Annotated in this window: 26 protein-coding genes and 1 tRNA gene; 16 read left to right on the plus strand and 11 right to left on the minus strand. The window is 68.5% G+C overall.

Features of this window, described 5'->3' with window-relative positions:
• Positions 1-39 precede the first annotated feature (39 nt).
• The gene (locus tag C458_RS16115) at positions 40-1,110 is read left to right on the plus strand and encodes a TrmB family transcriptional regulator sugar-binding domain-containing protein (protein WP_008577297.1); all 1,071 of its coding nucleotides are present in this window, start codon (positions 40-42) and stop codon (positions 1,108-1,110) included.
• A gap of 211 nt (positions 1,111-1,321) precedes the next feature.
• On the opposite strand, the gene C458_RS16120 is transcribed toward C458_RS16115, so the two are convergent.
• The 5 genes from C458_RS16120 to C458_RS16140 form a co-directional block, all read right to left on the minus strand.
• Positions 1,322-2,233 carry a serine/threonine-protein kinase RIO2 gene (locus C458_RS16120; protein WP_008577299.1) on the minus strand — a complete coding sequence of 304 codons (912 nt, stop codon included), beginning with the start codon at positions 2,231-2,233 and terminating at the stop codon, positions 1,322-1,324.
• Positions 2,234-2,443: 210 nt separating this feature from the next.
• Positions 2,444-3,205, minus strand: a complete 762-nt coding sequence (locus C458_RS16125) for an MBL fold metallo-hydrolase (protein WP_008577301.1) — start codon at positions 3,203-3,205, stop codon at positions 2,444-2,446.
• A 79-nt stretch (positions 3,206-3,284) separates the two neighbouring features.
• Positions 3,285-4,052 carry a helix-turn-helix domain-containing protein gene (locus C458_RS16130; RefSeq protein WP_008577303.1) on the minus strand — a complete coding sequence of 256 codons (768 nt, stop codon included), beginning with the start codon at positions 4,050-4,052 and terminating at the stop codon, positions 3,285-3,287.
• 152 nt (positions 4,053-4,204) lie between these two features.
• On the minus strand, positions 4,205-5,260 hold the full coding sequence (locus C458_RS16135; protein ID WP_008577305.1) for a sensor histidine kinase KdpD: 1,056 nt from the start codon (positions 5,258-5,260) through the stop codon (positions 4,205-4,207).
• A gap of 48 nt (positions 5,261-5,308) precedes the next feature.
• A complete protein-coding gene (locus C458_RS16140) occupies positions 5,309-5,959 on the minus strand; it encodes a VOC family protein (protein WP_008577307.1) in 651 nt (216 codons plus the stop codon).
• 162 nt (positions 5,960-6,121) lie between these two features.
• Here C458_RS16140 and C458_RS16145 point away from each other — a divergent pair, with 162 nt between their 5' ends.
• The 3 genes from C458_RS16145 to C458_RS16155 all read left to right on the plus strand — a co-directional run bounded on the left by C458_RS16145 (position 6,122) and on the right by C458_RS16155 (position 8,777).
• Positions 6,122-6,949, plus strand: coding sequence for a biotin/lipoate A/B protein ligase family protein (locus C458_RS16145; protein WP_008577309.1), 828 nt, complete (start codon positions 6,122-6,124; stop codon positions 6,947-6,949).
• 54 nt (positions 6,950-7,003) lie between these two features.
• The gene (locus C458_RS16150) at positions 7,004-7,885 is read left to right on the plus strand and encodes a deoxyribonuclease IV (RefSeq protein ID WP_008577310.1); all 882 of its coding nucleotides are present in this window, start codon (positions 7,004-7,006) and stop codon (positions 7,883-7,885) included.
• 94 nt (positions 7,886-7,979) lie between these two features.
• Complete coding sequence (locus C458_RS16155; protein WP_008577313.1) at positions 7,980-8,777, plus strand: methyltransferase domain-containing protein; 798 nt, start codon at positions 7,980-7,982, stop codon at positions 8,775-8,777.
• A 62-nt stretch (positions 8,778-8,839) separates the two neighbouring features.
• Here the strand turns inward: C458_RS16155 and C458_RS16160 are convergent, their stop codons facing one another.
• Positions 8,840-9,478 (minus strand): NAD(P)-dependent oxidoreductase, encoded by a 639-nt coding sequence (locus C458_RS16160; RefSeq protein ID WP_008577315.1) that lies wholly within the window; start codon positions 9,476-9,478, stop codon positions 8,840-8,842.
• 150 nt (positions 9,479-9,628) lie between these two features.
• Here C458_RS16160 and C458_RS16165 point away from each other — a divergent pair, with 150 nt between their 5' ends.
• Positions 9,629-9,976, plus strand: coding sequence for a helix-turn-helix domain-containing protein (locus tag C458_RS16165; RefSeq protein WP_008577318.1), 348 nt, complete (start codon positions 9,629-9,631; stop codon positions 9,974-9,976).
• A gap of 18 nt (positions 9,977-9,994) precedes the next feature.
• On the opposite strand, the gene C458_RS16170 is transcribed toward C458_RS16165, so the two are convergent.
• Complete coding sequence (locus C458_RS16170; protein ID WP_004044356.1) at positions 9,995-10,210, minus strand: zinc ribbon domain-containing protein; 216 nt, start codon at positions 10,208-10,210, stop codon at positions 9,995-9,997.
• A 75-nt stretch (positions 10,211-10,285) separates the two neighbouring features.
• On the opposite strand from C458_RS16170, the gene C458_RS16175 reads away from it, so the two are divergent.
• A complete protein-coding gene (locus tag C458_RS16175; RefSeq protein WP_008577322.1) occupies positions 10,286-10,567 on the plus strand; it encodes a hypothetical protein in 282 nt (93 codons plus the stop codon).
• 60 nt (positions 10,568-10,627) lie between these two features.
• Here the strand turns inward: C458_RS16175 and C458_RS16180 are convergent, their stop codons facing one another.
• Positions 10,628-11,275 (minus strand): hypothetical protein, encoded by a 648-nt coding sequence (locus C458_RS16180; RefSeq protein ID WP_008577324.1) that lies wholly within the window; start codon positions 11,273-11,275, stop codon positions 10,628-10,630.
• 140 nt (positions 11,276-11,415) lie between these two features.
• Between C458_RS16180 and C458_RS16185 the strand changes: the two genes are divergently transcribed.
• Positions 11,416-12,381, plus strand: coding sequence for a TIGR00269 family protein (locus C458_RS16185; protein WP_004044353.1), 966 nt, complete (start codon positions 11,416-11,418; stop codon positions 12,379-12,381).
• A 179-nt stretch (positions 12,382-12,560) separates the two neighbouring features.
• Here C458_RS16185 and ftsZ read toward each other — a convergent pair whose 3' ends face one another.
• From ftsZ to C458_RS16200, 3 genes are all read right to left on the minus strand, one after another.
• Positions 12,561-13,763, minus strand: coding sequence for a cell division protein FtsZ (gene ftsZ, locus C458_RS16190; protein ID WP_004044352.1), 1,203 nt, complete (start codon positions 13,761-13,763; stop codon positions 12,561-12,563).
• Positions 13,764-13,765: 2 nt separating this feature from the next.
• Positions 13,766-13,951: a ribbon-helix-helix domain-containing protein gene (locus tag C458_RS16195; RefSeq protein ID WP_004973176.1), complete on the minus strand. Its 186-nt coding sequence runs from the start codon at positions 13,949-13,951 to the stop codon at positions 13,766-13,768.
• Positions 13,952-14,163: 212 nt separating this feature from the next.
• On the minus strand, positions 14,164-14,757 hold the full coding sequence (locus C458_RS16200) for a zinc ribbon domain-containing protein (protein ID WP_008577327.1): 594 nt from the start codon (positions 14,755-14,757) through the stop codon (positions 14,164-14,166).
• Positions 14,758-14,869: 112 nt separating this feature from the next.
• On the opposite strand from C458_RS16200, the gene C458_RS16205 reads away from it, so the two are divergent.
• The 9 genes from C458_RS16205 (at position 14,870) to C458_RS16245 (ending at position 21,898) form a co-directional block, all read left to right on the plus strand.
• Positions 14,870-14,943, plus strand: a tRNA-Tyr gene (locus tag C458_RS16205).
• A gap of 206 nt (positions 14,944-15,149) precedes the next feature.
• A complete protein-coding gene (locus C458_RS16210; protein WP_008577328.1) occupies positions 15,150-16,133 on the plus strand; it encodes an aldo/keto reductase in 984 nt (327 codons plus the stop codon).
• Positions 16,134-16,197: 64 nt separating this feature from the next.
• Positions 16,198-16,833: an HAD family hydrolase gene (locus tag C458_RS16215; RefSeq protein WP_008577329.1), complete on the plus strand. Its 636-nt coding sequence runs from the start codon at positions 16,198-16,200 to the stop codon at positions 16,831-16,833.
• Entirely contained in the window at positions 16,824-17,732 is a 909-nt protein-coding gene (locus C458_RS16220) for a CobD/CbiB family cobalamin biosynthesis protein (RefSeq protein ID WP_008577331.1), read from the plus strand. Before C458_RS16215 ends, C458_RS16220 begins: the two co-directional genes overlap by 10 nt.
• Positions 17,723-18,487 (plus strand): adenosylcobinamide-GDP ribazoletransferase, encoded by a 765-nt coding sequence (cobS, locus tag C458_RS16225; RefSeq protein WP_008577333.1) that lies wholly within the window; start codon positions 17,723-17,725, stop codon positions 18,485-18,487. Before C458_RS16220 ends, cobS begins: the two co-directional genes overlap by 10 nt.
• Positions 18,487-19,092 carry a GTP--adenosylcobinamide-phosphate guanylyltransferase gene (locus C458_RS16230; RefSeq protein WP_008578425.1) on the plus strand — a complete coding sequence of 202 codons (606 nt, stop codon included), beginning with the start codon at positions 18,487-18,489 and terminating at the stop codon, positions 19,090-19,092. Before cobS ends, C458_RS16230 begins: the two co-directional genes overlap by 1 nt.
• Entirely contained in the window at positions 19,083-20,156 is a 1,074-nt protein-coding gene (locus C458_RS16235; RefSeq protein ID WP_008577337.1) for a nicotinate-nucleotide--dimethylbenzimidazole phosphoribosyltransferase, read from the plus strand. The genes C458_RS16230 and C458_RS16235 overlap by 10 nt, the downstream gene beginning before the upstream one ends.
• Positions 20,146-21,168 (plus strand): threonine-phosphate decarboxylase CobD, encoded by a 1,023-nt coding sequence (gene cobD, locus C458_RS16240; protein ID WP_008577338.1) that lies wholly within the window; start codon positions 20,146-20,148, stop codon positions 21,166-21,168. Before C458_RS16235 ends, cobD begins: the two co-directional genes overlap by 11 nt.
• Positions 21,161-21,898, plus strand: a complete 738-nt coding sequence (locus C458_RS16245) for an adenosylcobinamide amidohydrolase (RefSeq protein WP_008577340.1) — start codon at positions 21,161-21,163, stop codon at positions 21,896-21,898. The genes cobD and C458_RS16245 overlap by 8 nt, the downstream gene beginning before the upstream one ends.
• Positions 21,899-21,906: the final 8 nt, after the last annotated feature.

The following is a 21,906-nucleotide window of genomic DNA, read 5'->3' on the forward strand; positions in this document are numbered from 1 at the left end:
CGTGCTCCGCGCCGTCGGTGATTCGAGCCATTAAGTATCATGGTCGATGACAGTCCGAGCATGGACGACCGGGAACTCGCCGACCTCCTGGAGCAGTTCGGGCTCTCAGAGAAGGTCGTCGACACGTATCTGACTCTGCTCGAACTCGGGGAGGCGAAGGCGAGCCAGATCGCCGACGCGGCGGGCGTCTCCAAGCGCTACGTCTACAGCGTGAGCAAGGAACTGGAATCGCGCGGCTTCGTGGAGGTTAACGACCACGTCGTGCCGACGACGATTCGGCCCCTGCCGCCGATGGAGGTCATCGAATCCCTCTCCGAGAGCGTCGAATCCATGCGCCCCGCGCTGGAGGAGCGCTACACGGCCACCGCCCGCGACCAAGAGCGCTTCGAGGTCATCAAATCCCGCGTGACGGTGCTCAAGCGCATCGGGGAACTCGTCGGCCGCGCCGAGTCCGAAATCACGCTGTCGCTCCCCTACGACGTGCTCGACGAGGTCGAAGACGAACTCCGGGCGGCCCGCGAGCGCGGCGTCCTCGTCTCGCTCGTCGTCAGCGGCGTCGAACCGCACGACGACCTCGCGCTCGACGGCGTGGCCTCGCTCGTGCGCGTCTGGCACGAACTCATGCCCACGATGCTGACCGTCGATTCGCGAACGGGGCTCATCTCCCCCGGCGAGATGGTCGCCCGGTCGAACTCCGAGTCGCAGGCCATCGTCTTCGCCCAACCGCACCTCGGCCCGGTCATCGTCGGCTCCTTCTTCGGGAACTACTGGCCGATGGCCGCCGAGGCGTACACGACCGACCCCGACCCGCTCCCGGCGACGTACCACAACTTCCGCCACGCCGTCCTGCAGGCCGCCCTCTGCGAGCGCGCGGGCATCGACCTCGACGTGACGGTCACCGGACGGATGGTTCACACCGACGGCCCGACCGAACTCCACGGCCGCGTGGTGGACATCCGGCAGGGCCTCCTCGAACCCGCGAACAACTCCTTCCCGGTCGAGAACGCTTTCGTCGTCGAAACTGACGAGGGCACCTACAGCATCGGCGGACAGGGCGCGTTCGTCGAGGACTTCGAGGCCGACGCGGTGGAGTTCACGGCGGCCGAGTAGGCGAGCGCGTCGCGCAGTTCCTTCTCGGTAGTTCGGCTGGCCTTTCTGACACCTGTCTCACCGAGCGACGCCTCGCCGGTCAGCGTCCGTGTTTTCTCGAAAAACGGCATTTCGTATCGCGCAATTTGGTTTATCGGCGTCGAAACCGAGTCACTACCGGGTCGCTCGGAGACACACGAACAGCGAGAGAAAGCGGGGGAGTCTCGACGGCTCAGACGGCGAACTCGCCGACGCGCTCGAATTCGCCCTCGGCGATGGCGGCCGACAGCGCGTCGATATCCACGTCGTCTGGCATCTCGCCGGGGTACTTGCGGCGGAAGTAGCCGACGATGTTCTTCGCGTCGCGCGCGAGGAGTTCGCGGGCGTTGTCGTGGTCGGTCGGGACGGCTTGCGGCCAGTCGAACACCGTGACGCCGCGCTCGCCGACCGCGACGTTGTACTCGGACATGTCGGCGTGGACGTAGCCGGCCGCGTAGGCGTCGGCCATCTCGGAGAGAATCAAATCGAGGACGCCCGTCACCTGCTCGGATTCGAGCTTCGCCTTGGCGAGTTCGACGCCGTCGAGCTTCGCCATGATGATCGCGTGGCGGTTGTGGTCGACGGGACGCGGCACCGACACCTCCGGAAAGAGGGTTTCGAGCGCTTCGTACTCGCGTTCGGCCGCCTTGCGCGCGGTGTAGAGCCACGAGACGTGGTGGTTCTCGGAGGTGTAGTCGCGCTCGCGGCGCACCTCGCGGAAGTTGGTGTACCCCTCGCGGTGGAACTTGAGCGCCAGCGGCTTGAACGACTGCACCTCGAACACGTCGCTTTCCTTGCCGACGCCGAGGGGCGCGCCGAACCCCTGAATGGTGTCTCGCTGGGCGAACGTCCGGAGGGCGAGCGCGTCGTACCCCTCGACCGTGAGCTTGTACCCCTCGTACTGGATGGTCTTGCGCTCGATGAGCTCGCGGGTCATACAGCGGTCGATGCGGTAGTCGACCTCCTCGGCGGTCAGCCCCGAGTTCTTCGGGAGCTTCCCCCGGTTGACCCACTCGCTGAAGCGCATGCCCTGCTCGACGCCCGAGAGGAGATAGAAGTCCTCGGGTTCGAGTTCGGCCATGACGCCGGCGACGTTCCGTACCATGCACGTCCGTCCGTCGGCGAGGCGTAAAAGGCCCGCGAGTCGGCGAACGTCGCCCGTGATAAATTGCATGTGACGATACGAAATCGGGCGTAACGACTCACGCAGTTTCGGAGGACGGTGTGGACGCCGGAGCCCCCGTCAGAACTGACTGGAGGAGTTGCTACGCACAGTGCCTACCTACCGTTCTACCGTCGCCCCGTGGAGCTGCCGTTACAGAGATACCTGCTCACCGTCTTCGGGGACGAGGACGTTCTCGGTTTCCGCTCGCAGTTCCTCACGGGAGAGCAGACAGTGGTTGATGGCTTCCATATGGACAACTGCCACGGTCGCAGCCGTGGCCTCCCGGACGGCCGCGATGTCTTCGACGCCCATCGTGATTGGTTCGCCCTGGTCGAACTGTGCTTCCCCACCGTTGAGGACGACCATCTCGGGTTCGAACCGGTCGAGCGCTTCCGCTACTGGGTCGTACCAGATGGTGTCCCCGGCGATGTACAGCGATTTCTCGCCCTCGAAGACGAACCCCGAGACAGGGCCCATCCCCTCGGCGAGTTCGCCGTGGCCGTGCTGGCCCGGCGTCCGGTGAATCGCCACCCCGTCGAACGACGTCTCGTCCTCGACGGGTCGCACGTCGGTGAAGCCCTCGTCGCTGAACGCGTCTGCGTCCTCGGGCTGGCAGAACAGCGGCACGTCCGCATCGAGTTCCTCTCTGGCTGCCTCGTCCCAGTGGTCGGGGTGGCGATGCGTGACGACCACGGCGTCGTAGTCGAGTTCGACATCCGGGAGCGGCACTAACGGATTTCGCTTCTGGTTCGCCGTCGTGAGGAACTCGGGCACCGCCGGATTGTCCGTCACCGTCGGCATCTCGCCCTGCGGCGTGAACATGGGGTCAACGAGGAACGTGGTGTCACCGACCGTCGCAAGCACCGTCGCGTTTCGCACGAGTCGTACGCGAATCTCGGAGTCGTTTGTCATACGCACCTCGCTTGGGGAGTTGACCGGTTACGGTTTGTTCTGAAATATTCCAACTCCCCCGGTTCGGGCGTGGTGGCAACTACTCGATGAACTCAACGTCCCCGAGGTCGAGGGACGTGTCGATATCGACGGTCATCGAGTCGGCGGCGAACTGTTCGGCAAGCCACGCCTCGGCTCGGTTGAGTCGGTACTGGAGCGTGGAACTCGGCACATCGATCTCCTCGGCGATCTCGCTGACCGAGGCCTTCCGAGGTTCTTCGTAGTAGCCGCGAGTGAGCGCGGCTTCCAGTGCCGTCTTTTGCGCTGTCGTAAGGTCGTGCTGTGTCCGTCCATCTTCGAGCAGACAGGGGGGTTCGCCGAGTCGTTCGACCGTCAGCGAAAGTCCGTCGCGGAGATTCGCTCGAACGTCGTCGTGTAAGGCTCCGAGCGAGCCGTCGACGAGGAGGTGCCAGCGGAACTGGTCGCCGTGGCGTTCCGACCGCAGTATCACACCCTCACCGAGGTGGTTCGCGGCGGCGATCGGGAGTGACCGCGGGCCGTCGCCTTCCCGCTGGAGCGAGTAGATTTTCCGCGATTCCGGGTTCGACGAGAGCATCTCGCACCTGTACTCGGTGACCGGTGCGCCGCACATCCCGACCAAACTCGAATCCCGGGCAGCCTGTTTGAGGCGCGTGTCGTACTCGTCGAGGGCGGACGGCGGGCCAACGAGCTTCTCGACGCCCCATACTGCCTCGCTGGTCGCTTGCACCTGCATCGACCGCGCGTACAAATCGGGAGACTCGATGAAGGCATCCATCAGTGGGTCGGCCCCTCGCTCGTACTCGATGGTGAACACGACCTCGCGCATTGTGGGATAATTCCGCTCGGTGGGTATAACCGCTCGGACTGACCCCCGCACCAGAAACACTCTCCTGACTGGTTACAGCGCTACTGAGCGGCTGATTCAGTTGGCTATACCCTGCGAAAAGTCGCGCTCTCACCGCCCCCGAGACTGTGGCCTCAGGCCGCGTCGAGGTGGAACTCGACGACTGCCCCCTCCCCGTCGTCGGTCTCCGGGAGTCGGAGTTCGCCGCCGTAGGCCTCCGCGATCCACTTCGAGAGCCAGAGGCCGAGGCCGTTGCCGTGGGCGAGGTCGCTCTCTTCGACGTTCTGCTCGATGAGTTCGCGCTGGTGGTCGGGGATGCCGGGGCCGTCGTCCGCGATTCGCACGACGACCTCGCTTCCGACGCGCTCGTACGCGATTTCGACCGTCGGGGCACTCCCGGCGTGTTCGAGGGCGTTATCGACGATTTCGCGGAACGCGATTTGCAGCTTCTTCCCGCCGACGACCGCCGCGGAACCGTCGCCGCGGACGGTGATTGTCGCCTCCGGGTTGGCCGCCGGGCGGTCGTCGACGAGCGGGCCGAGGAGTTCGCGCAGGTCGACCGTCTCGCCTTCGGGGTCGTTGTCGACGAGCTGGGTGACGGTCTTCACTTGGTCGCTCATCGCTCCGAGGTCGTCGCCGGTCGCTTTCAGCCGCTGGCCGATACGGACGGTCTCGTCGTCGCCGCCGTCGGTGGCGAGTCGGTCACCCCAGCCGAGGAGCAACTGCGCGGTGTGCCGGAGGTTGTGGCGGACGAGGCGGTTGATGACCGCGGAGCGTTTGTACTGCTCCGAGAGCTCGCGGGTCCGAATCCGGCGCACGTCGTTGAGGCCGATGAGGACGTGCGCGACGGCGCTCACGCCGACGACCACGGCGGCGCTGAAAAGCGGCTCGCTGACCGTCCCGCCCGCGGCCCGCTGGTAGCTCCCGATGAGCGCGAGGACGAACACGGTGACGACGACGCCGAGGAGGTTCCAGCCGGCGACGCGGGCGACGTGATCGGTCTTGAGGTCGCTCCGGTAGACGGCGGGGCCGCCGGCGACGAAGAGCACGGAGATGATGAGGCCGAAGGCCGCGGCGACGAGGCCGGCGAGGTCGGATGCGACCGAGGCGACGCTGTTCGAGACGACGGCGAACAGGGCTACTCCGGTGAGACTGAGCGACCCCGCGCTGACGAGACGAGAGACGTTCACGGTTCGTTGACTCTCCTAATACTAATAACGCTTCTCTGAAACGAGTTGTCACTCGGCGTTGACGCGGTAGGGAAGCCCCTCGGGGTCGAAAACGCCGTCGGCGTCGCACTGCGCGGACGCCGGACCGACGGTCGCCTCGCTGTCGGTCGGATACCACGGGCGGCCGACCGGCGAGACGACGAAACGGGCGTCTCGGTCGCCGACGAACACGAGGTCGCCGCCCTCGAACGACTCCAGCGGTTCGATGCCGAGCGCCTCGGTCAGAGACGTCACGAACGACGCCACGTCGGGGACGGCCATCCCGACCTCGGTCGCGCCGCGGAGGTCGGTCGCCGGGTCGAACTCGCCCGCGGCGTCGCCGTCGTAGCAGACGTACTCGACGACGTTGCCCTCCGGGTCCTCGAAGTAGACGGAGTCGCAGCCGAGGAAGTCGAACCGGACGCTCGGCCCCGCGTCGGTGTCGAGCACGTCCACGCCCGCTTGGTCGTCCAGCCACGCGACCACGGAGTCGACCGCGGCGGCGACGGTGAACGCGAGGTGACCGGGGTCGGTGTCGCCGAGTTCGAACCACAGGGTCGTCTCCCCGGCGGTCGCAGCGCGCTGCGACCCGGGAACGGCCGCGAAGCCGAGCGTCTCGACGTAGAACTCACACAGCGAGATGGGGTCTGTCGCGGCGAGGGCGACGCGGGTGAACTTCATGGTCCCACGTCATCGCGGCGCGGTTTAACGGAATCGCTCGCGTCGGCCGCGCCGGCCGCGCCGGCGGGCGGGCGCTCGGCGGAGGACCGTCGCGGCGACGCCGGGTGACGCGCGGCGGCCGAGCGTCGAAATCGCTTTCCCCCGGATGGACGAAGCCGACGTATGAACGACGCGCAGGGGTCGATTGCCGACCGCGAGTGGCGGGTGATTCGCGAGGAGGTCCGACCGGGGCCGATGCAGATGGCGCTCGACGAGGTCGCGGGCGAGACGGCCGCGGCGGGCGGCCCTCGGACCGTCCGCGTCTACTCGTGGGAGCCGAGTTGCCTCTCGCTGGGCTACGGACAGGACCCCGAGACGGTCGATTGGGACTACTGCGACCGCGAGGGAATCGACGTGACCCGCCGACAGACCGGCGGCGGCGGCATCTACCACGACCGCCGCGGCGACGTGGCCTACTCCATCGCCGCGCCGAAATCGGAGCTCCCGGGCGACCTCATGGACTGCTATCACCTGCTGTGCGAGCCGATTCTGGACGCGATTCGCGCGGTCGGCGTGGACGTGAACTTCGTCGACGACGACGTGCCCGTCATCTGGCACCCCGCGTGCTATCTGCGGGCGCTCCACCCCGCCCACGACATGGTCGCCGCGGGTCGGAAGGTCGCGGGCAACGCCCAGTACCGCCGCCGCGACGCCGTCGTCCAACACGGCTCTCTCACCTACTCGGTCGACGCCGAGACCCACCTCGGCGTGTTCGAGGGCCACGACGTGACGCCCGAGGCGTTCCGCGAGCGCGTCGTCGGCATCGACGAACTCGCAGACGCCTCCCGCGAGGCGTTCGTCGCGGCGCTGACCGAGTCGCTCTCGGAGTTCGTCGACGCCGAGGAGGGCGCGTGGACCGGCGGCGAACTCGACCGCGCGCGCGAGAAAGTCGACGAGAAGTACCGCGCCGACGACTGGGTGCGCCGCCGGCCGGGGTCGCGGTCCGACTGAGCGGCCGCCGACAACTCCGAAGTCCCTTTGTTCGGGTACCCCGTCGGATTCTGCATGCACGTCGGCGCACACGTCTCGATGTCCAGTTCGAAGGTCTCGTCCGACGACGAGACGCCACCGCACGGTAACGTCGCCAACGCCGTCTTCCGGCAGGTCGCCTTCGGCGGCAACTGCGGGCAGATTTTCACCACCTCGCCGCAGGTGTGGCGCGACCCCGACATCTCCGACGAGGAGGCCGAACTGTTCCGCGAGCAGACCGCCGACGAACTGTCGGGGCCGTGGGTCATCCACTCGTCGTACCTTGTCAACCTCTGTACGCCCAAAGACGGCCTCCGGCAGAAGTCGCTGGACTCGATGCAGACGGAGGTCGACATGGCCGACAAACTCGGCATCGAGTACGTGAACGTCCACCTCGGAGCCCACACCGGCGCGGGCGAACAGCGGGGTCTCGACAACGCCGTCTCCGTCCTCGACGACCTCGACATCCCCGACGGCGTCACCGTCCTCATCGAGTCCGACGCGGGGTCGGGCACGAAGATGGGCGACGACTTCGCCCACCTCGGCTACGTCCTCGAGGAGTCCGAACAGGACCTCGACGTCTGTCTCGACACCGCCCACGCGTTCGCCGCGGGCTACGACCTCTCGACGGCCGCGGGCGTCGACGAGACGTTCGAGGAACTCGACGCCGAGGTCGGACTGGAGCACCTCAAGTGCGTCCACCTCAACGACTCGAAACACGAGTGCGGGACGAACAAGGACGAACACGCCCTCATCGGCGAGGGCCTCATCGGCGAGGAAGGCATGCGCGCGTTCATCAACCACGACGCCGTCGTCGACGACGATGTGCCGCTCGTCTTGGAGACGCCCACCGAGGACGGCAAGGGCTTCGCGTGGAACATCGACCGCGTCCGCGAACTCCGCGCCGACGCGGAGTAAGACGCCGAACGGGGGTCGGGACCCAGCGGCCGTCGCTGAGCCCCCGCATCGACCGTTTCGACTGTTTTTTGGGTCGCCGCGCCCGACTCCGCGTGTGCGACGTTTCTCCGAATCGTACCTCCGGCGGACGCGAGACGGCATGTGGGACGACTCCCGCGCGGCCCTCGCGGACCTCGACCTCGGCGGGCGGACCCGCATCCTCGACGTGGGCTGCGGGACCGGCGAGTTCACGCGCGTCCTCGCGGAGGCCGCCGACGCCCGCGTCGTCGGCGTCGACGCCGACACCGACCTGCTTTCTGTCGCCGCCGACCGCGCCGGCATCGAGACGGTCGCCGGCGACGCGACCCGACTTCCCTTCGCTGACGACAGCTTCGATTTGGTCGTCTGTCAGGCGCTCCTCGTGAACCTCCCCGAGCCGACGGCCGCGCTCAGCGAGTTCGCCCGCGTCTCGTCGGACCTCGTAGCGACGGTCGAACCCGACAACGCCGCCGTCGGCGTCGACTCGACCGTCGAATCCGAGGCCGCGCTCGACCGCCGCGTCAGAGACGCCTTCCGCGACGGCGTGGCGACCGACGTGGCGCTCGGCGCCCGCGTCCGTGGGCTGTTCGACGACGCCGGCCTGTCGGTCGTCGGGACCCGCCGATACCACCACCGCAAACTGACCGAGCCGCCGTACGACGACCACGACGTGCGGAACGCGGCCAAGAAAGCGACCGGCGAGGGGTTGGACCGCCACGAGGCCGACCTCCGCCGGGGACTCGACGACGACTCCTACGAGTCCGTCCGCCGCGAGTGGCGCGAGATGGGCCGCGAGGTCGTCCAGCAGATTCGAGACGGCGAGTACCGTCGGGCCGAGGTCGTCCCGTTCGATGTGACGACTGGGCGGGTGTAGTTCGGGTCGCCGACGGGCTGAATCGATGGCCGAGTTGCCGGCCGAAAAACGAGACCGTCCGTTCAGTAGCCGACCGCGAGCTGCTCGTGAACCGCGTCGCCGCTCTCCAGTTCGTCCGCGAAGGCGATTGCGAAGTCCTCCATGGAGATGCGGCTCTCGCCGTCCTCGTCGGCGACGAGTTCGCCGCGGGCGGTCCGGAACTCGCCGGTCCGCTCGCCGGGTTCGATGAGCGCCGCGGGCGCGACGTAGGTCCATCGCAGGTCGTCGGCGTCTTCGAGCAGGCCGTACGCCTCGATGGCGGCGCTGGCGACGGGCTTCCACTCGTCGGGGAACTCCGGCGAGTCGATGAGTCGGGTGTCGGGGCCGACGTTCAGGATGCCCGCGCCACCGGTCCAGACGAGGCGGTCGACCGAGGCGCGGCGCATCCCGTCGACCACGGCGTCGAGCATCTCGACGAGGACATCGGGCGACTCGTCGTCGCTCGGGCCGAGCGCGGAGGCGACCGCGTCGTGGCCCGCGGCGAGTCGCGCGAGTTGGTCGGCGTCGGTCGCGTCGCCGGCGACCGCCGAGAAGTCGGGGTCGTCGACGCCGTCGATTTCGCCGCTTCGGGAGACGCCGGTCACCGCGTGGCCGCGGTTCAGGAGTTCGTTGGCGATTCGCGTGCCGATTCGGCCGCTCGCACCGAGGAGGAGTACGTTCATGATGGGTGTGTTGTGGGGCGTGTTGTCGGTCGTGTCGTGAGTGTGTTCGCCGCTCGATTCGCCGCGACGATGCGGTCACATCGTCATACTTGGTCAACGAGAGTGAGTTTAATATAGCTAAGCGAACCTCGGTGTGAGTAGGTCACGTCGATGTCACCGCACCAGAACCTCGAAGCGAAGTACGAACAGTGTCCGGTCATCAAGACGCTCGAAGAGATCGGCTCGCGGTGGCGGATGACGGTCATCCACGTACTGCGCGAGGGCGACCTCCGATTCAACGAACTCAAGCGCGCGACGGGCGCGAACTCGCAGACGCTCTCGCGCGTGCTGGACGACCTCCAAGAGTTGGGCTACGTCGAGCGGGAGGTCGAAGACGGCAGTCCAATCGCGGTGTACTACTCGCTCACGCGGAAGGGCGAGGAACTGCTCCCCGCGTTCGACGATATCTACGAGTGGGGGGAAAAGTGGATGTCAGAGGACGGCGGCGCGGAGTCGTAACCGACTGCGCGCGGGCGCTCAGCCGAGGAATAGGTCGACGAAGTTCCCGCTGGACTGACCGCGGTAGAGTTCGGAGTAGCCGCAGTTCGCACACGAGACGACGGTGAACTGTCGGTTCTGGATGTCGAACATCTTCGAGAGGCCGCCTCCCGTGGTAGCGATTGAGTCGATTTCGGTCTCGGAGTGGCCGCATTTCGGACAGCCGTCGCGGTCGGCGCTTGGTGGAGGGCTCATGTTGAACCGTTGAACTACCTCGATGAAAAGTGTACCTCCGAAACGACTTCGGTTTTCGCGCCCGCGAGTGAACGTATGCCCGCCGGTGGTCTCGTCGTCTTCCTCTTCGTCATCCTCAGCATCGGTGCCGCAATCGCCCTCTACGCCGCGATTCGAGACGAGACGCGCGACCCGCCGACGATGAGTCGCGAGGAGGCGGAGCGTCGCGCCCGCGACGAGGGGCGGCGCTACAACGAACAACGCGGCCGAGGGACCGACCGACGCCCGAGCGGAGGCGGCCGCGGCGACGAGTTCGGCCGCGAAGCCGACCGCACCGACGACCGCGGCCGCAGTCGCGACGCCGACCGCGATTGGTAGCCGGTCGGCTCTGACTCGGTTTCGACTTCGAGTCGTCGCGGCCTCGACTCGACTCCGGCCTCAGACCACGTCGCCGCGGACCGACGTGCCGGTCTGTTCGGCCCGATAAGCTCGCATCGCCTCGACGGCCGTCTCGGCCTCGTCGCCCTCCAGTCCGAGCATCTCCAGCGCGCCCGAGAGCGTCGGGAAGGCGAACTCGCCGTTTCGGAGCTTCGACATCGCGTCCGACGAGCGCTGGCCGTCGGCGTAGAGACAGACGCCGCGGGGGTCGAGAATCTGCTCGTAGGCCTCGCGTTCGACCGCACCTTTCAGCCGCTGGGTGACGTTGTCCTCGAAGGAGGCGTTGCACACTTCGAGGTGGACCGGTTCGTCGTCGTCGGGGAGCAGGTGGGCGGCGAGACACTTCTCGGGGGCCGCGTAGCCGTTCGCGTTGGCTCGCAGCAGGTCGGGGTGTTCGCGCGCCCACTCGGCGCGGACGCTCTTGCCGACGCCCTTCACGCCGTGGGACCGCTCGAACGATTCGGCCGCGTCGGGGTCGCCGCGGAGGAGGATGTCTTTCGTCACGTACACGTCGAGCCGGTCGAGGGGGTCGAGGCCGAGCGCCACGTCGCCGTAGACCCACACCTCGCGGACCGGGACGGGGAGCGTCTCGGACTCGACGGCGTCGACGACGGCGTCGACGCGGTCGAGGGCGGCGTCTCTGTCCATCGACTGTCCGTGGGGTTCGGAGGGTCAAACCGGTTGCGACCGAGCGTGACCGAGTGCGGTCGAGTCGCCGGGCGCGCGAGCGACGCCGCGGTCGCCCCGAGGCGAAACCCGTATCCCTCCCGCCGGGCAAGCGACCGGCAATGGAGTGCGACAAGTGCGGCCGCGACGCGGTGATGCACGCGGCTTACTCCGGGGCCCATCTCTGCGACGACCACTTCTGCGCCTCGGTCGAGAAACGCGTGCGCCGCCGCATCCGCGAGGACAACATGCTGCCCCGCGACGCCAGTCCCGAGAACCCACAGACGTGGGTTATCGGGCTGTCCGGGGGCAAAGACAGCGTCGTCCTCACACACATCCTCGACGACACGTTCGGGCGCGACCCGCGCATCGAACTCGTCGCCCTCACCATCCACGAGGGCATCGAGGGCTACCGCGACAAGTCCGTCGACGCCTGCGTCGAACTCGCGGAGGACCTCGACATCCACCACGAACTGGTCACCTACGAGGACGAGTTCGGCGTCCAGATGGACGACGTGGTCGAGAAGGACCCCGAGAACATGGCCGCCTGCGCCTACTGCGGGGTGTTCCGCCGCGACCTGCTCGAACGCTTCGCCGACGAGCTCGGCGCGGACAAACTGCTCACGGGCCACAACCTCGACGACGAGGCGCAGACGGCGCTCATGAACTTCTTCGAGGGCGACCTCAAGCAGGTCGCAAAGCATTTCGACGCCAGCATCGGCGACTTCGAAAAGCGTCGCGACGCCGGCGAGTTCATCCCGCGGGCCAAGCCGCTGCGCGACGTGCCCGAAAAGGAAGTCGCGCTCTACGCCCACCTGAAGGACCTGCCCGCACACATCACCGAGTGTCCGCACTCTTCTGAGGCCTACCGCGGCGAGATACAGCAGTTGCTGTTGAAACTCGAAGAGAACCACCCCGGCACCCGACATTCCATCATGGCGGGCTACGAGGAGTTGGCCGAACTGACCGCCCGCGAGTACCGCGGCGAGGGTCGCGTCGACCTCAACGACTGCGAGCGCTGCGGGTCGAAAACCGCCGGCGACGTCTGTCGGAAGTGCCGGCTCATCGAGTCGATAGAAGCGGTCTGAGCGGCCACGGAACGACACGGAACTCGTTTTCTGACGCGTCTTACGGGTTAGACAGAACCGGGTGCGGTCGCGTCGACCGAATCGGCGGCGACGCTCGCGGTCGAAGAAATCCACGTCAGCCAAAAAGAACCCACGAAACCCGACGGGCGCGGCGGCGTCCGCGCGGGTCAGACAGGGCGTTACCGGATGACGTCGAGACCGTTGTTCTTCTCGACTTCGTCGCGGCCGCCGTCGGACCATGTGCCGCTCTGGGCCGTCTGGGCTCGCTCCGAGCTATCGAACTCCGAACCCGAGTGCTGCTGTTGTGACTCTCGGGACTGGATGCTCTGACGCGACTTGTCGGCCTGCTTCTGGGTCGAGGGGCCGAGCACCTGCGCGGACTGGACGCCCGTCATGATGGCCATGACGCGGACTTTCCCCTTGTACTCGTCCTGGATGCGAGCGCCCCAGATGACGTTCGCGGCGGCTTCCAGCCGTTCGGTGATGTTGCTCGCGATTCCCTCGGCCTCCTTCAGCGTGAGGTCGGGACCGCCCGTGATGTGGACGAGGCCACCGGACGCACCGCGGTAGTCCACGTCCAAAAGCGGGTGGTTCATCGCGTCGTTGACCACCTCTTGGGTCTTGTTCTTGTCCTGGGTCTCGCCGACGAGCATCACCGCGACGCCGCCCTGATTCATGATGGTCGACATGTCGGCGTAGTCGAGGTTGATGAGGGACGGCTGCGTGATGGTCTCCGAGATGCCCTTGACGGTCTCGGCGATAATCTGGTCCATGACCGAGAACGCCTTGCCGATGGGCAGGTTCGGGACGTAATCGAGGAGGCGGTTGTTGTCCAGCACGATGATGGAGTCGGCCTCGTTGCGGAGGTTTTCGAGTCCCTCCTCGGCCTTGACCGTGCGGGCGCGCTCGACGTTGAACGGGGTCGAGACCATGCCCACGACGATTGCGCCCTGCTCCTTTGCGATCTTCGCGACGACGGGGGCCGCACCGGTCCCGGTGCCACCACCCATCCCCGCGGTGACGAACACGAGGTCGGCGTCGCCGAGCACGTCTTTGATCGTGCCCTGTGCCATCTCGGTCGCGCGCTCACCCATCGACGGGTCACCACCGGCACCGAGACCCTGCGTCAGGGACTTCCCGACGAGGATTTTCGTGTCCGCTTCGATCATCTTCAGGTGCTGCTTGTCGGTGTTGATGGCGACCGTGTCGGCCCCCTCGACACCGATGTTGTACAGGCGGTTGATGGTGTTGTTGCCAGCACCACCGGCACCGACGATGACGATTCGCGGGTCACCGAACTGGTCGTCGCTGTCTTCGAGCGACGACTGCGTCTGACGCTCGGCCTCGTCCCGTTCCATCGCCTCGCGAACGATATCCTGCATAGTTACACCTTTGCCCAGCCGCGCTTGCTGGTAGATTCGCGCTGTCGCTTGTCGGTCGTCTGTTCATTGAGCATATCGCGAACGGCGGAACGGATGGCTTCGGATCGGTTCGGGAACTCTCCCGTCTCGACCATCCGCTCGACCTCCTCGATTTGCTGCTTCGGAATTCGTAGTGTCACACGCTCCATGTTTACATTCCCCCGGTAAGACGGCGCGCCGCACTCGTGTGCGAGTGTCTTACACCCGAAAACCGACGGACGACGCCGGGATACGGGCCGCCGTCGGGTGGCTGTAAGACAACCGTCTTACGCGATAATCACCACAGAGGGATAGAATATAAATGTAACGGCGGTTGTAAGACAGGGGCTGAATATCCCGTATAGGGGGCTTTAATCGCCGGTTATGCCTGTTCCAGAACGTCGGCCGCGGGCGTCCGGCGGCCGCAGTCGGGGCAGAACGCCCAGTCGGAGCGGAGCTCGTCGCCGCACTCGCAGAACACGCGGTGGGACGTCTTTTCACCGCAGTTCGGGCAGTAAACATGGTCTGGGCCCACGGATTCGCCACATTGGCCACAGGTCATGTCGGGGTCGTCCGCGTCGCCGGACTCCAGTTCGTCCCGTGTCTTACGAACCGTACTCGGGGTCGATTCGGCGTCGACACCCGCGTTTACGCGAGATTCGCCGTTCGAACCATCCACGTTGATGTTAACGTTCAGGTCCGAGGGCGTCGGACGCTCGGACTCGCGGGCCGCCGCGGCTTCCTCGACGAGCGACGGGAGCCGTTCGTCCAGTCGCTCGTCGACGAGTTCCTCGACCCGCGCGGAGAGCGCGCCGTCGAGACCGGCGGTGTCGTCCGCGGCGTCCGCGCCGTCGTCACGTTCCAGTTCGTCGAGGTACTGGCGGAGGGCCTCGCGCATCACCTCGCTTTTCGAGGTGTCGAGGCGGTCCAAGCGCTCGACGAGGGCGTCGTCGGCGCGGAACGTGATTTTACTCATTACTCCGGGATTATCTCGGCGGCATATCAATGTTCGCACCTGTCTGACACACAGCACACGCGGCGGCGAGAATGATAATGGTTAAAGGCGTCGACCGGATACGAATCGGTGACCGCTCTTAGCTCAGCCTGGCAGAGCAGCCGACTGTAGATCGGCTTGTCCCCCGTTCAAATCGGGGAGAGCGGACTTTTGCTTGCAAAATATGTCGAACCGATTTGAGCAGCGAGCACGCGCAGCGTTGCGAGTGAGTTCAAATCGGGGAGCGCGGACTGTCGTCGAGGTGGGACACCACGCTCGTTTTCGATTTCCCGCCACCGAATCCCACACGAACAATCGGAGTATATCTCGCCGCGACCCCGTGATTTACCCCCGTCTGTTCGGAAGCAAACGGCATGGATTCTCGACCGCTCGGCACGACCGGATTCGACGTTTCCGAAATCGCGCTGGGGACGTGGCAGCTCGGCGGAAGTTGGGGCTCGGTGACCGACGACGAGGCGTACGACGCCATCGAGGCGGCGCTCGACGCGGGCATCGACTTCCTCGACACCGCGGACGTGTACGGCGACGGCGACAGCGAGCGCCGCATCGGTGACGTGCTCGCGGACCGCGACGACGACGTCACCGTCGCCACCAAGGCGGGGCGGCGGCTCGACCCCCACGAGGCCGACGGCTACAACCGCGAGAACCTCGAACGGTTCGTGGACCGGAGCCGGGACAACCTCGGCGTCGACTCGCTCGACCTCGTCCAACTTCACTGCCCGCCGCGAGAGGTGTACTACCAGCCCGAGGTGTTCGATGCCCTGTCGGACCTCCGCGACGCCGGGAAAATCGACCACTACGGCGTGAGCGTCGAGAAGGTCGAAGAGGGGCTCAAGGCCATCGAGTACGACGGCGTGGAGACGGTGCAGATAATCTTCAACCCGCTTCGACAGCGACCTGCGGAGCTGTTCTTCCGGGAGGCGAAGCGCCGGAACGTCGGCGTTATCGTCCGCGTCCCGCTCGCGTCGGGGCTGCTCACCGGAGCCCTATCCGCAGACGCAGAGTTTGCCGAGAACGACCACCGGAACTTCAACCGACACGGCGAGGCGTTCGACGTGGGCGAGACGTTCGCCGGAATCCCGTTCGAAGACGGTCTCGAAGCCGCGGATTCGATACAGGAGGTCGTCCCCGAGGGCGTCTCGCTCGCGCAGTTCACGCTCCGCTGGATTCTCTCGTTCGACGCCGTGAGCACCGTCATTCCCGGGTCGAAGACGCCGGAACACATCCGCGACAACGTCGCCGCGGCGTCGCTCCCACCGCTGTCGGCAGACCAGTTCGAGCGCGTCGAAGAAGCATACAACGCGTACGCGCGAGAACACGTCCACCATCGGTGGTGAGTGACCCCGCGGGCGAACCCCCCGCTTCGCTATATTCAAGTACAGTTTCGCCAATGAAATTCTAGTGGCAGTCACGTTCGACCTCTTCGGCACGCTCGTCGACGCCGAGTACCCGTCAGACCCCGGTTCGGCGGTCGCGGACGCGCTCCGCGAGTACGGCGTCGCCGTCCCCGACGACTGGGACGACGCCTACCGCGAGGTCCACATCGACGCGCCCGAGGGAGCGGAGGTCCCGCTTCCGGCGCACGTCGCCGCGGCGCTCCGGTCTCGGGGCGTCGCCTCCCCGGACAACGCCGCCCGACGCGCGGTCATCACGGCGTTCGACCCCGAGGTGACAACCCGTCCCGGCGCGGTCGAAGCGGTCGCGGCTGCCCGCGAGGCCGGCCCGGTCGGCCTCCTCTCGAACTGTTCCGTTCCCGAACTCGTCGCCCGGACGCTCATCCGCTCGGACCTCGACAGACGCGGCTTCGACGACATCACGACGAGCGTCGCCTGCGGCTGGCGGAAGCCCCACGCGCAGGCGTTCGAGGCGGCGGCCCGCGGCCTCGGCGTCGACGCGGCCGAGTTGCTCCACGTCGGCGACGACCCGGACGCAGACGGCGGCATCGAGTCGGTCGGCGGCCGGTTCGTGAACCGCCGGGAGACGACGCTCGAATCGGTCGCGGCGAGGCTGCGAGCCGGGGAGGACCCGTGCCCGTGACCGCCGCGGCCGCCGTCGTCGCCGCCGCGGCGCTGGACCGAGGATTCGCCGAACCGCCGGCGCGCGTCCACCCGGTCGCGCTGCTCGGTCGACTCGTCTCGCCCGTCGACCGCGAGTGGTCCCGTCCGACGCTCGTCGGCGGGGTCGCGGCCGTCGCGCTTCCGGCGCTCGCCGCGGGCGTCACCGCGGGCGCGACGTGGGGTGCGACGCTCGTCTCGCCGTGGCTTGGCGCGGCCATCGCCGCGGTCGCGCTGTTTTCGACCACGAGCCTTCGCATGTTGCTCGACGCGGCGGACACGGTCGTCTCGGCTACGGCGGACGAATCCGACCTCGATACCGCCCGGTACGAACTCCGGGCGCTGGCCGGGCGCGACCCGTCGTCGCTGTCGGCGGCCGATATCCGGAGCGCCGCCGTCGAGAGCGCCGCCGAGAACCTCGCCGACGGCCTCGTCGCCCCCTTGCTCGCGTTTACGCTCTTCGCGCCCGTCTCGCTCCCGCTCGCGGTCGGCGCGGCCGCGTGGGTGAAGGGGGTCAACACGCTCGATTCGATGCTCGGCTACCGACACAAGCCGGTCGGCCGCGCCCCGGCCCGCCTCGACGACGCGGTGATGTGGCTTCCGGCGCGCGTCTCGGCCGTCTTGCTGGCCGTCGTCGCCGGCGCGCCGGCCACGGTGACGCGGGTCGGTGAGTTGGCGCGGCGACCGTCGTCGCCCAACTCGGGGTGGCCGATGGCGACCCTCGCGGTCCTGCTGGAAACGCGACTGGAAAAGCCCGGGCACTACCTGCTCGACGGGGGTCCCGAGCCCCCCGACGCGGCGACCGCCGCGCGGGGCGTCCGACTCGTTTCGCGGGCCGGCCTCCTCGCGTTCGCCGCCGCGGGGGTGGTCGCGTGGTTCTGACCGCCCTCCGCGGCGCGCTCGGCTTTCTCACCCGCCTCCCCGTCGGCGGCGACGAGGCGAACTGGGACGCCTTCAGGCGCGCGCCCGTGGCGTTCCCGCTCGCCGGCTACGTCGTCGGCGCGCTGGCCGCGCTCCCGCTCGTGGTCCCGCTGCCGATTCCGACCGCGGCCGCGCTGTACCTCGTGACGCTGTATCTCGTGACGGGCGTCACCCACGCCGACGGCCTCGCGGACCTCGGCGACGCCGCGGTCGTCCACGGCGACGCCGACCGCCGGCTGTCGGTCCTGAAGGATTCGCAGACGGGCGTCGGCGGCCTGCTCGCGTTCGGACTGACGCTCGTCGTCCTCGCGCTCGGGGCGTTCGGCCTCGCCGGTGCGGGCGGTCGCGTCGGCCTCACGGCCGCCGTCGCAATCGCGCTCGCCGCCGAGGTCGGCGCGAAAGCCGGCATGGCGACGCTGGTCTGTCTCGGCGCGCCCGCCCACGAGGGACTCGGCTCGGCGCTCGTCGGTGAGAACAGTCCCGCCGGACTTCTCGCCGTCGCCGCGGCCTGTCTCCCGGTCGTCGCGCTCGCGCCGGCCACGGGCGGCCCCGCCGTCGTCGCGGCGCTCTGCTGCGGGCCGGTCGTCGCGCTCCTCGTTCGCTCGTGGGGTCGCGCCCGCCTCGGCGGCGTCTCGGGCGACCTGCTGGGCGCGACGAACGAACTGGCCCGCGCCGCGGCCGTCCACGCGGGGGTGGTGACGTGGACGCTCTCGTGATGTGCGGCGGCCGCGGCACTCGCCTCGACGCGCCGGTCGAAAAGCCGCTCGTGGACATCTGCGGGCGGCCCATGCTCGACCGGGTCGCGGCGGCGCTCCGCGAATCGAGCGTCGAGACCGTCCGCGCGGTCACCTCGCCGCACACGCCGAACACCCGCGACCGCGCCGCCGACCTCGGTCTCGACCCCATCGAGGCCCCCGGTGACGGCTACGTCTCCGACCTCGGGTTCGCGTTAGACCGCGTTGGGCGGCCGGTCGTCACCGTCGTCTCCGACCTGCCGCTCGTCGCTCCCGAACACGTCGATGCGGTCGTCGCGGCCGCGGACGGCGGGGCCGCCACCGCGTGCGTCCCCGTCGAACTGAAGCGCGACCTCGGAGCCAGCGTCGACGACGCGCTCGTGTTCGACCACGAGGGGACCGCCGTCTGTCCGACCGGGCTGGGCGTCGTCGGCCCCGCGGACGCTGAGGCGAGAACCCCTACTGACACCGACACCGACGCAGACACAGACACCGATTCGACCATGTACCTCTCCACAGACACCAGACTCGCACTCAACGTGAACCGCCCGACAGACATCGCGCTCGCGGAGGACCGATGCGAGTAGTCCTCGTCGCCGGTACGACCGAGACGGCGAAGATTCCCGGCATCAGCGCCGCCGGCGCGGAGCCGTCGCTCGTCGGCCACACGCCGAGCGCGGACGCCGAAATCATCGAGTACGGCGAGCCGGTCCGCTCGCCGGTGACGCCGGTCAGTCCGACGGGCTGTCCGACGCCCGCGGCCGTCACCCGCGCCGTCAAGCAGCTCACCGGCTTCGACGTGCTCACCGTGGACGCCGGCCTCGCCAAGCCGAGCGCCGCGCCGACCATCGACGTGGGCGCGCGGCCCGGCCGCGACATCCGCGAGAGCGAACCGGTCCCGACCGCGCCCGGGGCGTTCGAGGCGGCCCGGCGGATGGGCCTCGCGCTCCCCGAAGACGAACTCGTCATCGGTGAGACCGTCCCCGGCGGGACGACCACCGCGCTCGCCGTGTTCCGCGCGCTCGGCGAGGAGTTCCCCGTCTCGTCGTCGCTCCCGGACAACCCGACGAGCCTGAAAGAGGAGGTCGTCGCCGAGGCGTTCGAAGCCAGCGATGTCGAACCCGGCTTCGCGGCCCACAAACCCCGGCGCGCCGCTCGCTACCTCGGCGACCCGGTGCTTCCGGTCGTCGCTGGCCTCACCGTCGGCGCGCTCGAAAGCGGCGTCGACGTGACGCTCGGCGGCGGGACCCAACTGCTCGCGGCCGCCGCGCTCGCTCGCCACGCCGGCGCGAACGGCGACCTGACGCTCGCAACGACATCGTACCTCGCTGAGGACGTGCCCGAGTTGGCCGACGCCGCCGAGGCGTTCGACCTCGAACTGACCGTCACCGACCCCGGCTTCGAGACGCACCCGCTGGACCGCTACGCCGCGGGCGAGGCCAAGGAGGGCGCGGGCATGGGCGGCGCGCTCATGCTCGCCGACCGGATGGGCGTCCTCGACGACGTGGAGGCGGCCACGCTCGACGCGCTCTCGACGCTGGACCCCGATGCCGTCGAGGCCGGAACCGGAACCGGAACCGCGGCGGCCGACGCCGGCGGAGCCGACGCTGGCGGCGTCGATGCCGACGCAGACATCGACGATGGACCCTGAGTCCGTCCGGGCGGGGAGCCGCGTCCCCCACGGCGGCACCACCGACCCGACCGTCCTCGACTTCAGCGCGAACACCAACCCCGAGCGTCCCGATGGCGTCGAGGCGGTGTACCGCGAGGCGTTCGACGCCTCGACTCGCTACCCCGACGACGACTACGCCGACTTCCGGGCGGCCGCCGGCGACTACGTCGGCTGTGTCCCCGAGGCGGTCGTGCCGACCGCCGGCGGCCTCGAAGCCCTGCGACTCGCGTTCGAAGTGACGCTCTCGCCGGGCGACACCGCGCTCGTCCCCGAACCGAGCTTCGGGGAGTACGACCGCGAGATTCGCCTGCAAGGGGCGGAGCCGGTCGCGGTCGCCCACGACGCGATTCTCGACGCCGACCCCGCGGACCACGCGGTCGCGGTCGTCTGCACCCCGAACAACCCGACGGGCGAACTCGCGCCCGCCGCCGACCTCCGGGCGTTCGCGGCGCGCTGCCGCGAGGCCGACACGGCTCTCGTCGTCGACGAGGCGTTCCTCGATTTCACCGACGAACCGAGCCTCGCGGGCGAACCCGGCGTCGTCGTCGCCCGGTCGCTGACGAAGATGTTCGGACTGCCGGGCATCCGCGCCGGGTTCGCCGTCGCCACCGGCGACCTCGGCGACCGACTCGCCGTCGCCCGGCGGGCGTGGTCGCTCTCGACGCCCGCGGCCGCCGTCGGCGCGTACTGCATGGACGACGCCGAGTTCGTCTCGCGAACGCGATCGCGCGTCGCGACCGAACGCGAGCGACTTCGCGAGACGCTGTCCGAGGCCTTTGCGGTGTCCCCGTCGGACGCGCCGTTTCTCCTCGTTGATGTCGGCGACCGCGACGTCGACGCGGTGGTCGAGACCGCCCGCGACCGCGGGGTCGCCGTCCGGGACGCGACGACGTTTCCGACGCTCGACTCGCACGTCCGCGTCGCGGTGAAACGCCCCGACGAGAACGACGAACTGCTCCGGGCGCTCGCCGCCGCCGCCGACGATGTTTGAGGCGACGCGCCGCGACGGCGTCTGTCGGCTGACCCGTCCGAACACGCGCTGGCTCTCGACGGGCTACGCCGGCGGCGAGTCGCGGGCCGACGCCGCGTTCAACGTCACCGTCCCCGAGGGGTGGCCCGAGACGGACCTCGACGCGTACGTCGAGCGGCGGCTCTCGGCGGCCGGCTTCGACGAGCGCGGGCCGACGCTCCTGACGGGCGTCGGGCAGGAACACGCCCGACGCGCCCGGTTCGGCCCGGTCGAAGTCGTCGCCACCGCGGGCGTGTCGAATCCGGCGGAACTCCCGATAGACGACGACCCGCGCGAGTGGGGCGACGCGTCGGACGCGCCTGACGCGGCGGCCGACGACGACCGAGACGACCGAGACGACCCGGTCGGAACGGTCAACGTCTTCGTCGGGACGACACGGTCGCTGGAGCCGGGCGCGCTCGCGAACCTCGTCGCCGTGGCCGCCGAGGCGAAGGCGGCGACGCTCCTCGCGCGCTGCGGCGCACCGGGGACGACGACCGACGCGGTCGTCGCCGCGTGCGACCCCGCCGGCGACCCGGCGACGTTCTCGGGGAGCGCGACCGAGGTCGGCAACGCGGTCCGGGTCTGCGTCCGCGACGCGGTGCTCGCGAGCCTCGGTTCACGGTACGACGCCGAGCCGATACCGCGGGGCGTCGACGAGGCGAACTACGGCGTCGTCGCCGACGACCGCGCGACCGTCGCTCCGGTTTGAGAACTGCC

Source organism: Haloferax sp. ATCC BAA-644 (genome assembly GCF_000336975.1).
Lineage (GTDB): Archaea > Halobacteriota > Halobacteria > Halobacteriales > Haloferacaceae > Haloferax > Haloferax volcanii.

What these genes read in the sequence shown, in the direction of transcription:
- C458_RS16115 (WP_008577297.1), top strand. Translation starts at nt 40, where the DNA reads ATGGTCGATGACAGTCCGAGCATGGACGACCGGGAACTCGCCGACCTC.
- C458_RS16120 (WP_008577299.1), bottom strand. Translation starts at nt 2,233, where the DNA reads ATGGTACGGAACGTCGCCGGCGTCATGGCCGAACTCGAACCCGAGGAC.
- C458_RS16125 (WP_008577301.1), bottom strand. Translation starts at nt 3,205, where the DNA reads ATGACAAACGACTCCGAGATTCGCGTACGACTCGTGCGAAACGCGACG.
- C458_RS16130 (WP_008577303.1), bottom strand. Translation starts at nt 4,052, where the DNA reads ATGCGCGAGGTCGTGTTCACCATCGAGTACGAGCGAGGGGCCGACCCA.
- C458_RS16140 (WP_008577307.1), bottom strand. Translation starts at nt 5,959, where the DNA reads ATGAAGTTCACCCGCGTCGCCCTCGCCGCGACAGACCCCATCTCGCTG.
- C458_RS16145 (WP_008577309.1), top strand. Translation starts at nt 6,122, where the DNA reads ATGAACGACGCGCAGGGGTCGATTGCCGACCGCGAGTGGCGGGTGATT.
- C458_RS16150 (WP_008577310.1), top strand. Translation starts at nt 7,004, where the DNA reads ATGCACGTCGGCGCACACGTCTCGATGTCCAGTTCGAAGGTCTCGTCC.
- C458_RS16160 (WP_008577315.1), bottom strand. Translation starts at nt 9,478, where the DNA reads ATGAACGTACTCCTCCTCGGTGCGAGCGGCCGAATCGGCACGCGAATC.
- C458_RS16165 (WP_008577318.1), top strand. Translation starts at nt 9,629, where the DNA reads ATGTCACCGCACCAGAACCTCGAAGCGAAGTACGAACAGTGTCCGGTC.
- C458_RS16170 (WP_004044356.1), bottom strand. Translation starts at nt 10,210, where the DNA reads ATGAGCCCTCCACCAAGCGCCGACCGCGACGGCTGTCCGAAATGCGGC.
- C458_RS16175 (WP_008577322.1), top strand. Translation starts at nt 10,286, where the DNA reads ATGCCCGCCGGTGGTCTCGTCGTCTTCCTCTTCGTCATCCTCAGCATC.
- C458_RS16180 (WP_008577324.1), bottom strand. Translation starts at nt 11,275, where the DNA reads ATGGACAGAGACGCCGCCCTCGACCGCGTCGACGCCGTCGTCGACGCC.
- C458_RS16185 (WP_004044353.1), top strand. Translation starts at nt 11,416, where the DNA reads ATGGAGTGCGACAAGTGCGGCCGCGACGCGGTGATGCACGCGGCTTAC.
- ftsZ (WP_004044352.1), bottom strand. Translation starts at nt 13,763, where the DNA reads ATGCAGGATATCGTTCGCGAGGCGATGGAACGGGACGAGGCCGAGCGT.
- C458_RS16195 (WP_004973176.1), bottom strand. Translation starts at nt 13,951, where the DNA reads ATGGAGCGTGTGACACTACGAATTCCGAAGCAGCAAATCGAGGAGGTC.
- C458_RS16200 (WP_008577327.1), bottom strand. Translation starts at nt 14,757, where the DNA reads ATGAGTAAAATCACGTTCCGCGCCGACGACGCCCTCGTCGAGCGCTTG.
- C458_RS16210 (WP_008577328.1), top strand. Translation starts at nt 15,150, where the DNA reads ATGGATTCTCGACCGCTCGGCACGACCGGATTCGACGTTTCCGAAATC.
- C458_RS16230 (WP_008578425.1), top strand. Translation starts at nt 18,487, where the DNA reads ATGTGCGGCGGCCGCGGCACTCGCCTCGACGCGCCGGTCGAAAAGCCG.
- C458_RS16235 (WP_008577337.1), top strand. Translation starts at nt 19,083, where the DNA reads ATGCGAGTAGTCCTCGTCGCCGGTACGACCGAGACGGCGAAGATTCCC.
- cobD (WP_008577338.1), top strand. Translation starts at nt 20,146, where the DNA reads ATGGACCCTGAGTCCGTCCGGGCGGGGAGCCGCGTCCCCCACGGCGGC.
- C458_RS16245 (WP_008577340.1), top strand. Translation starts at nt 21,161, where the DNA reads ATGTTTGAGGCGACGCGCCGCGACGGCGTCTGTCGGCTGACCCGTCCG.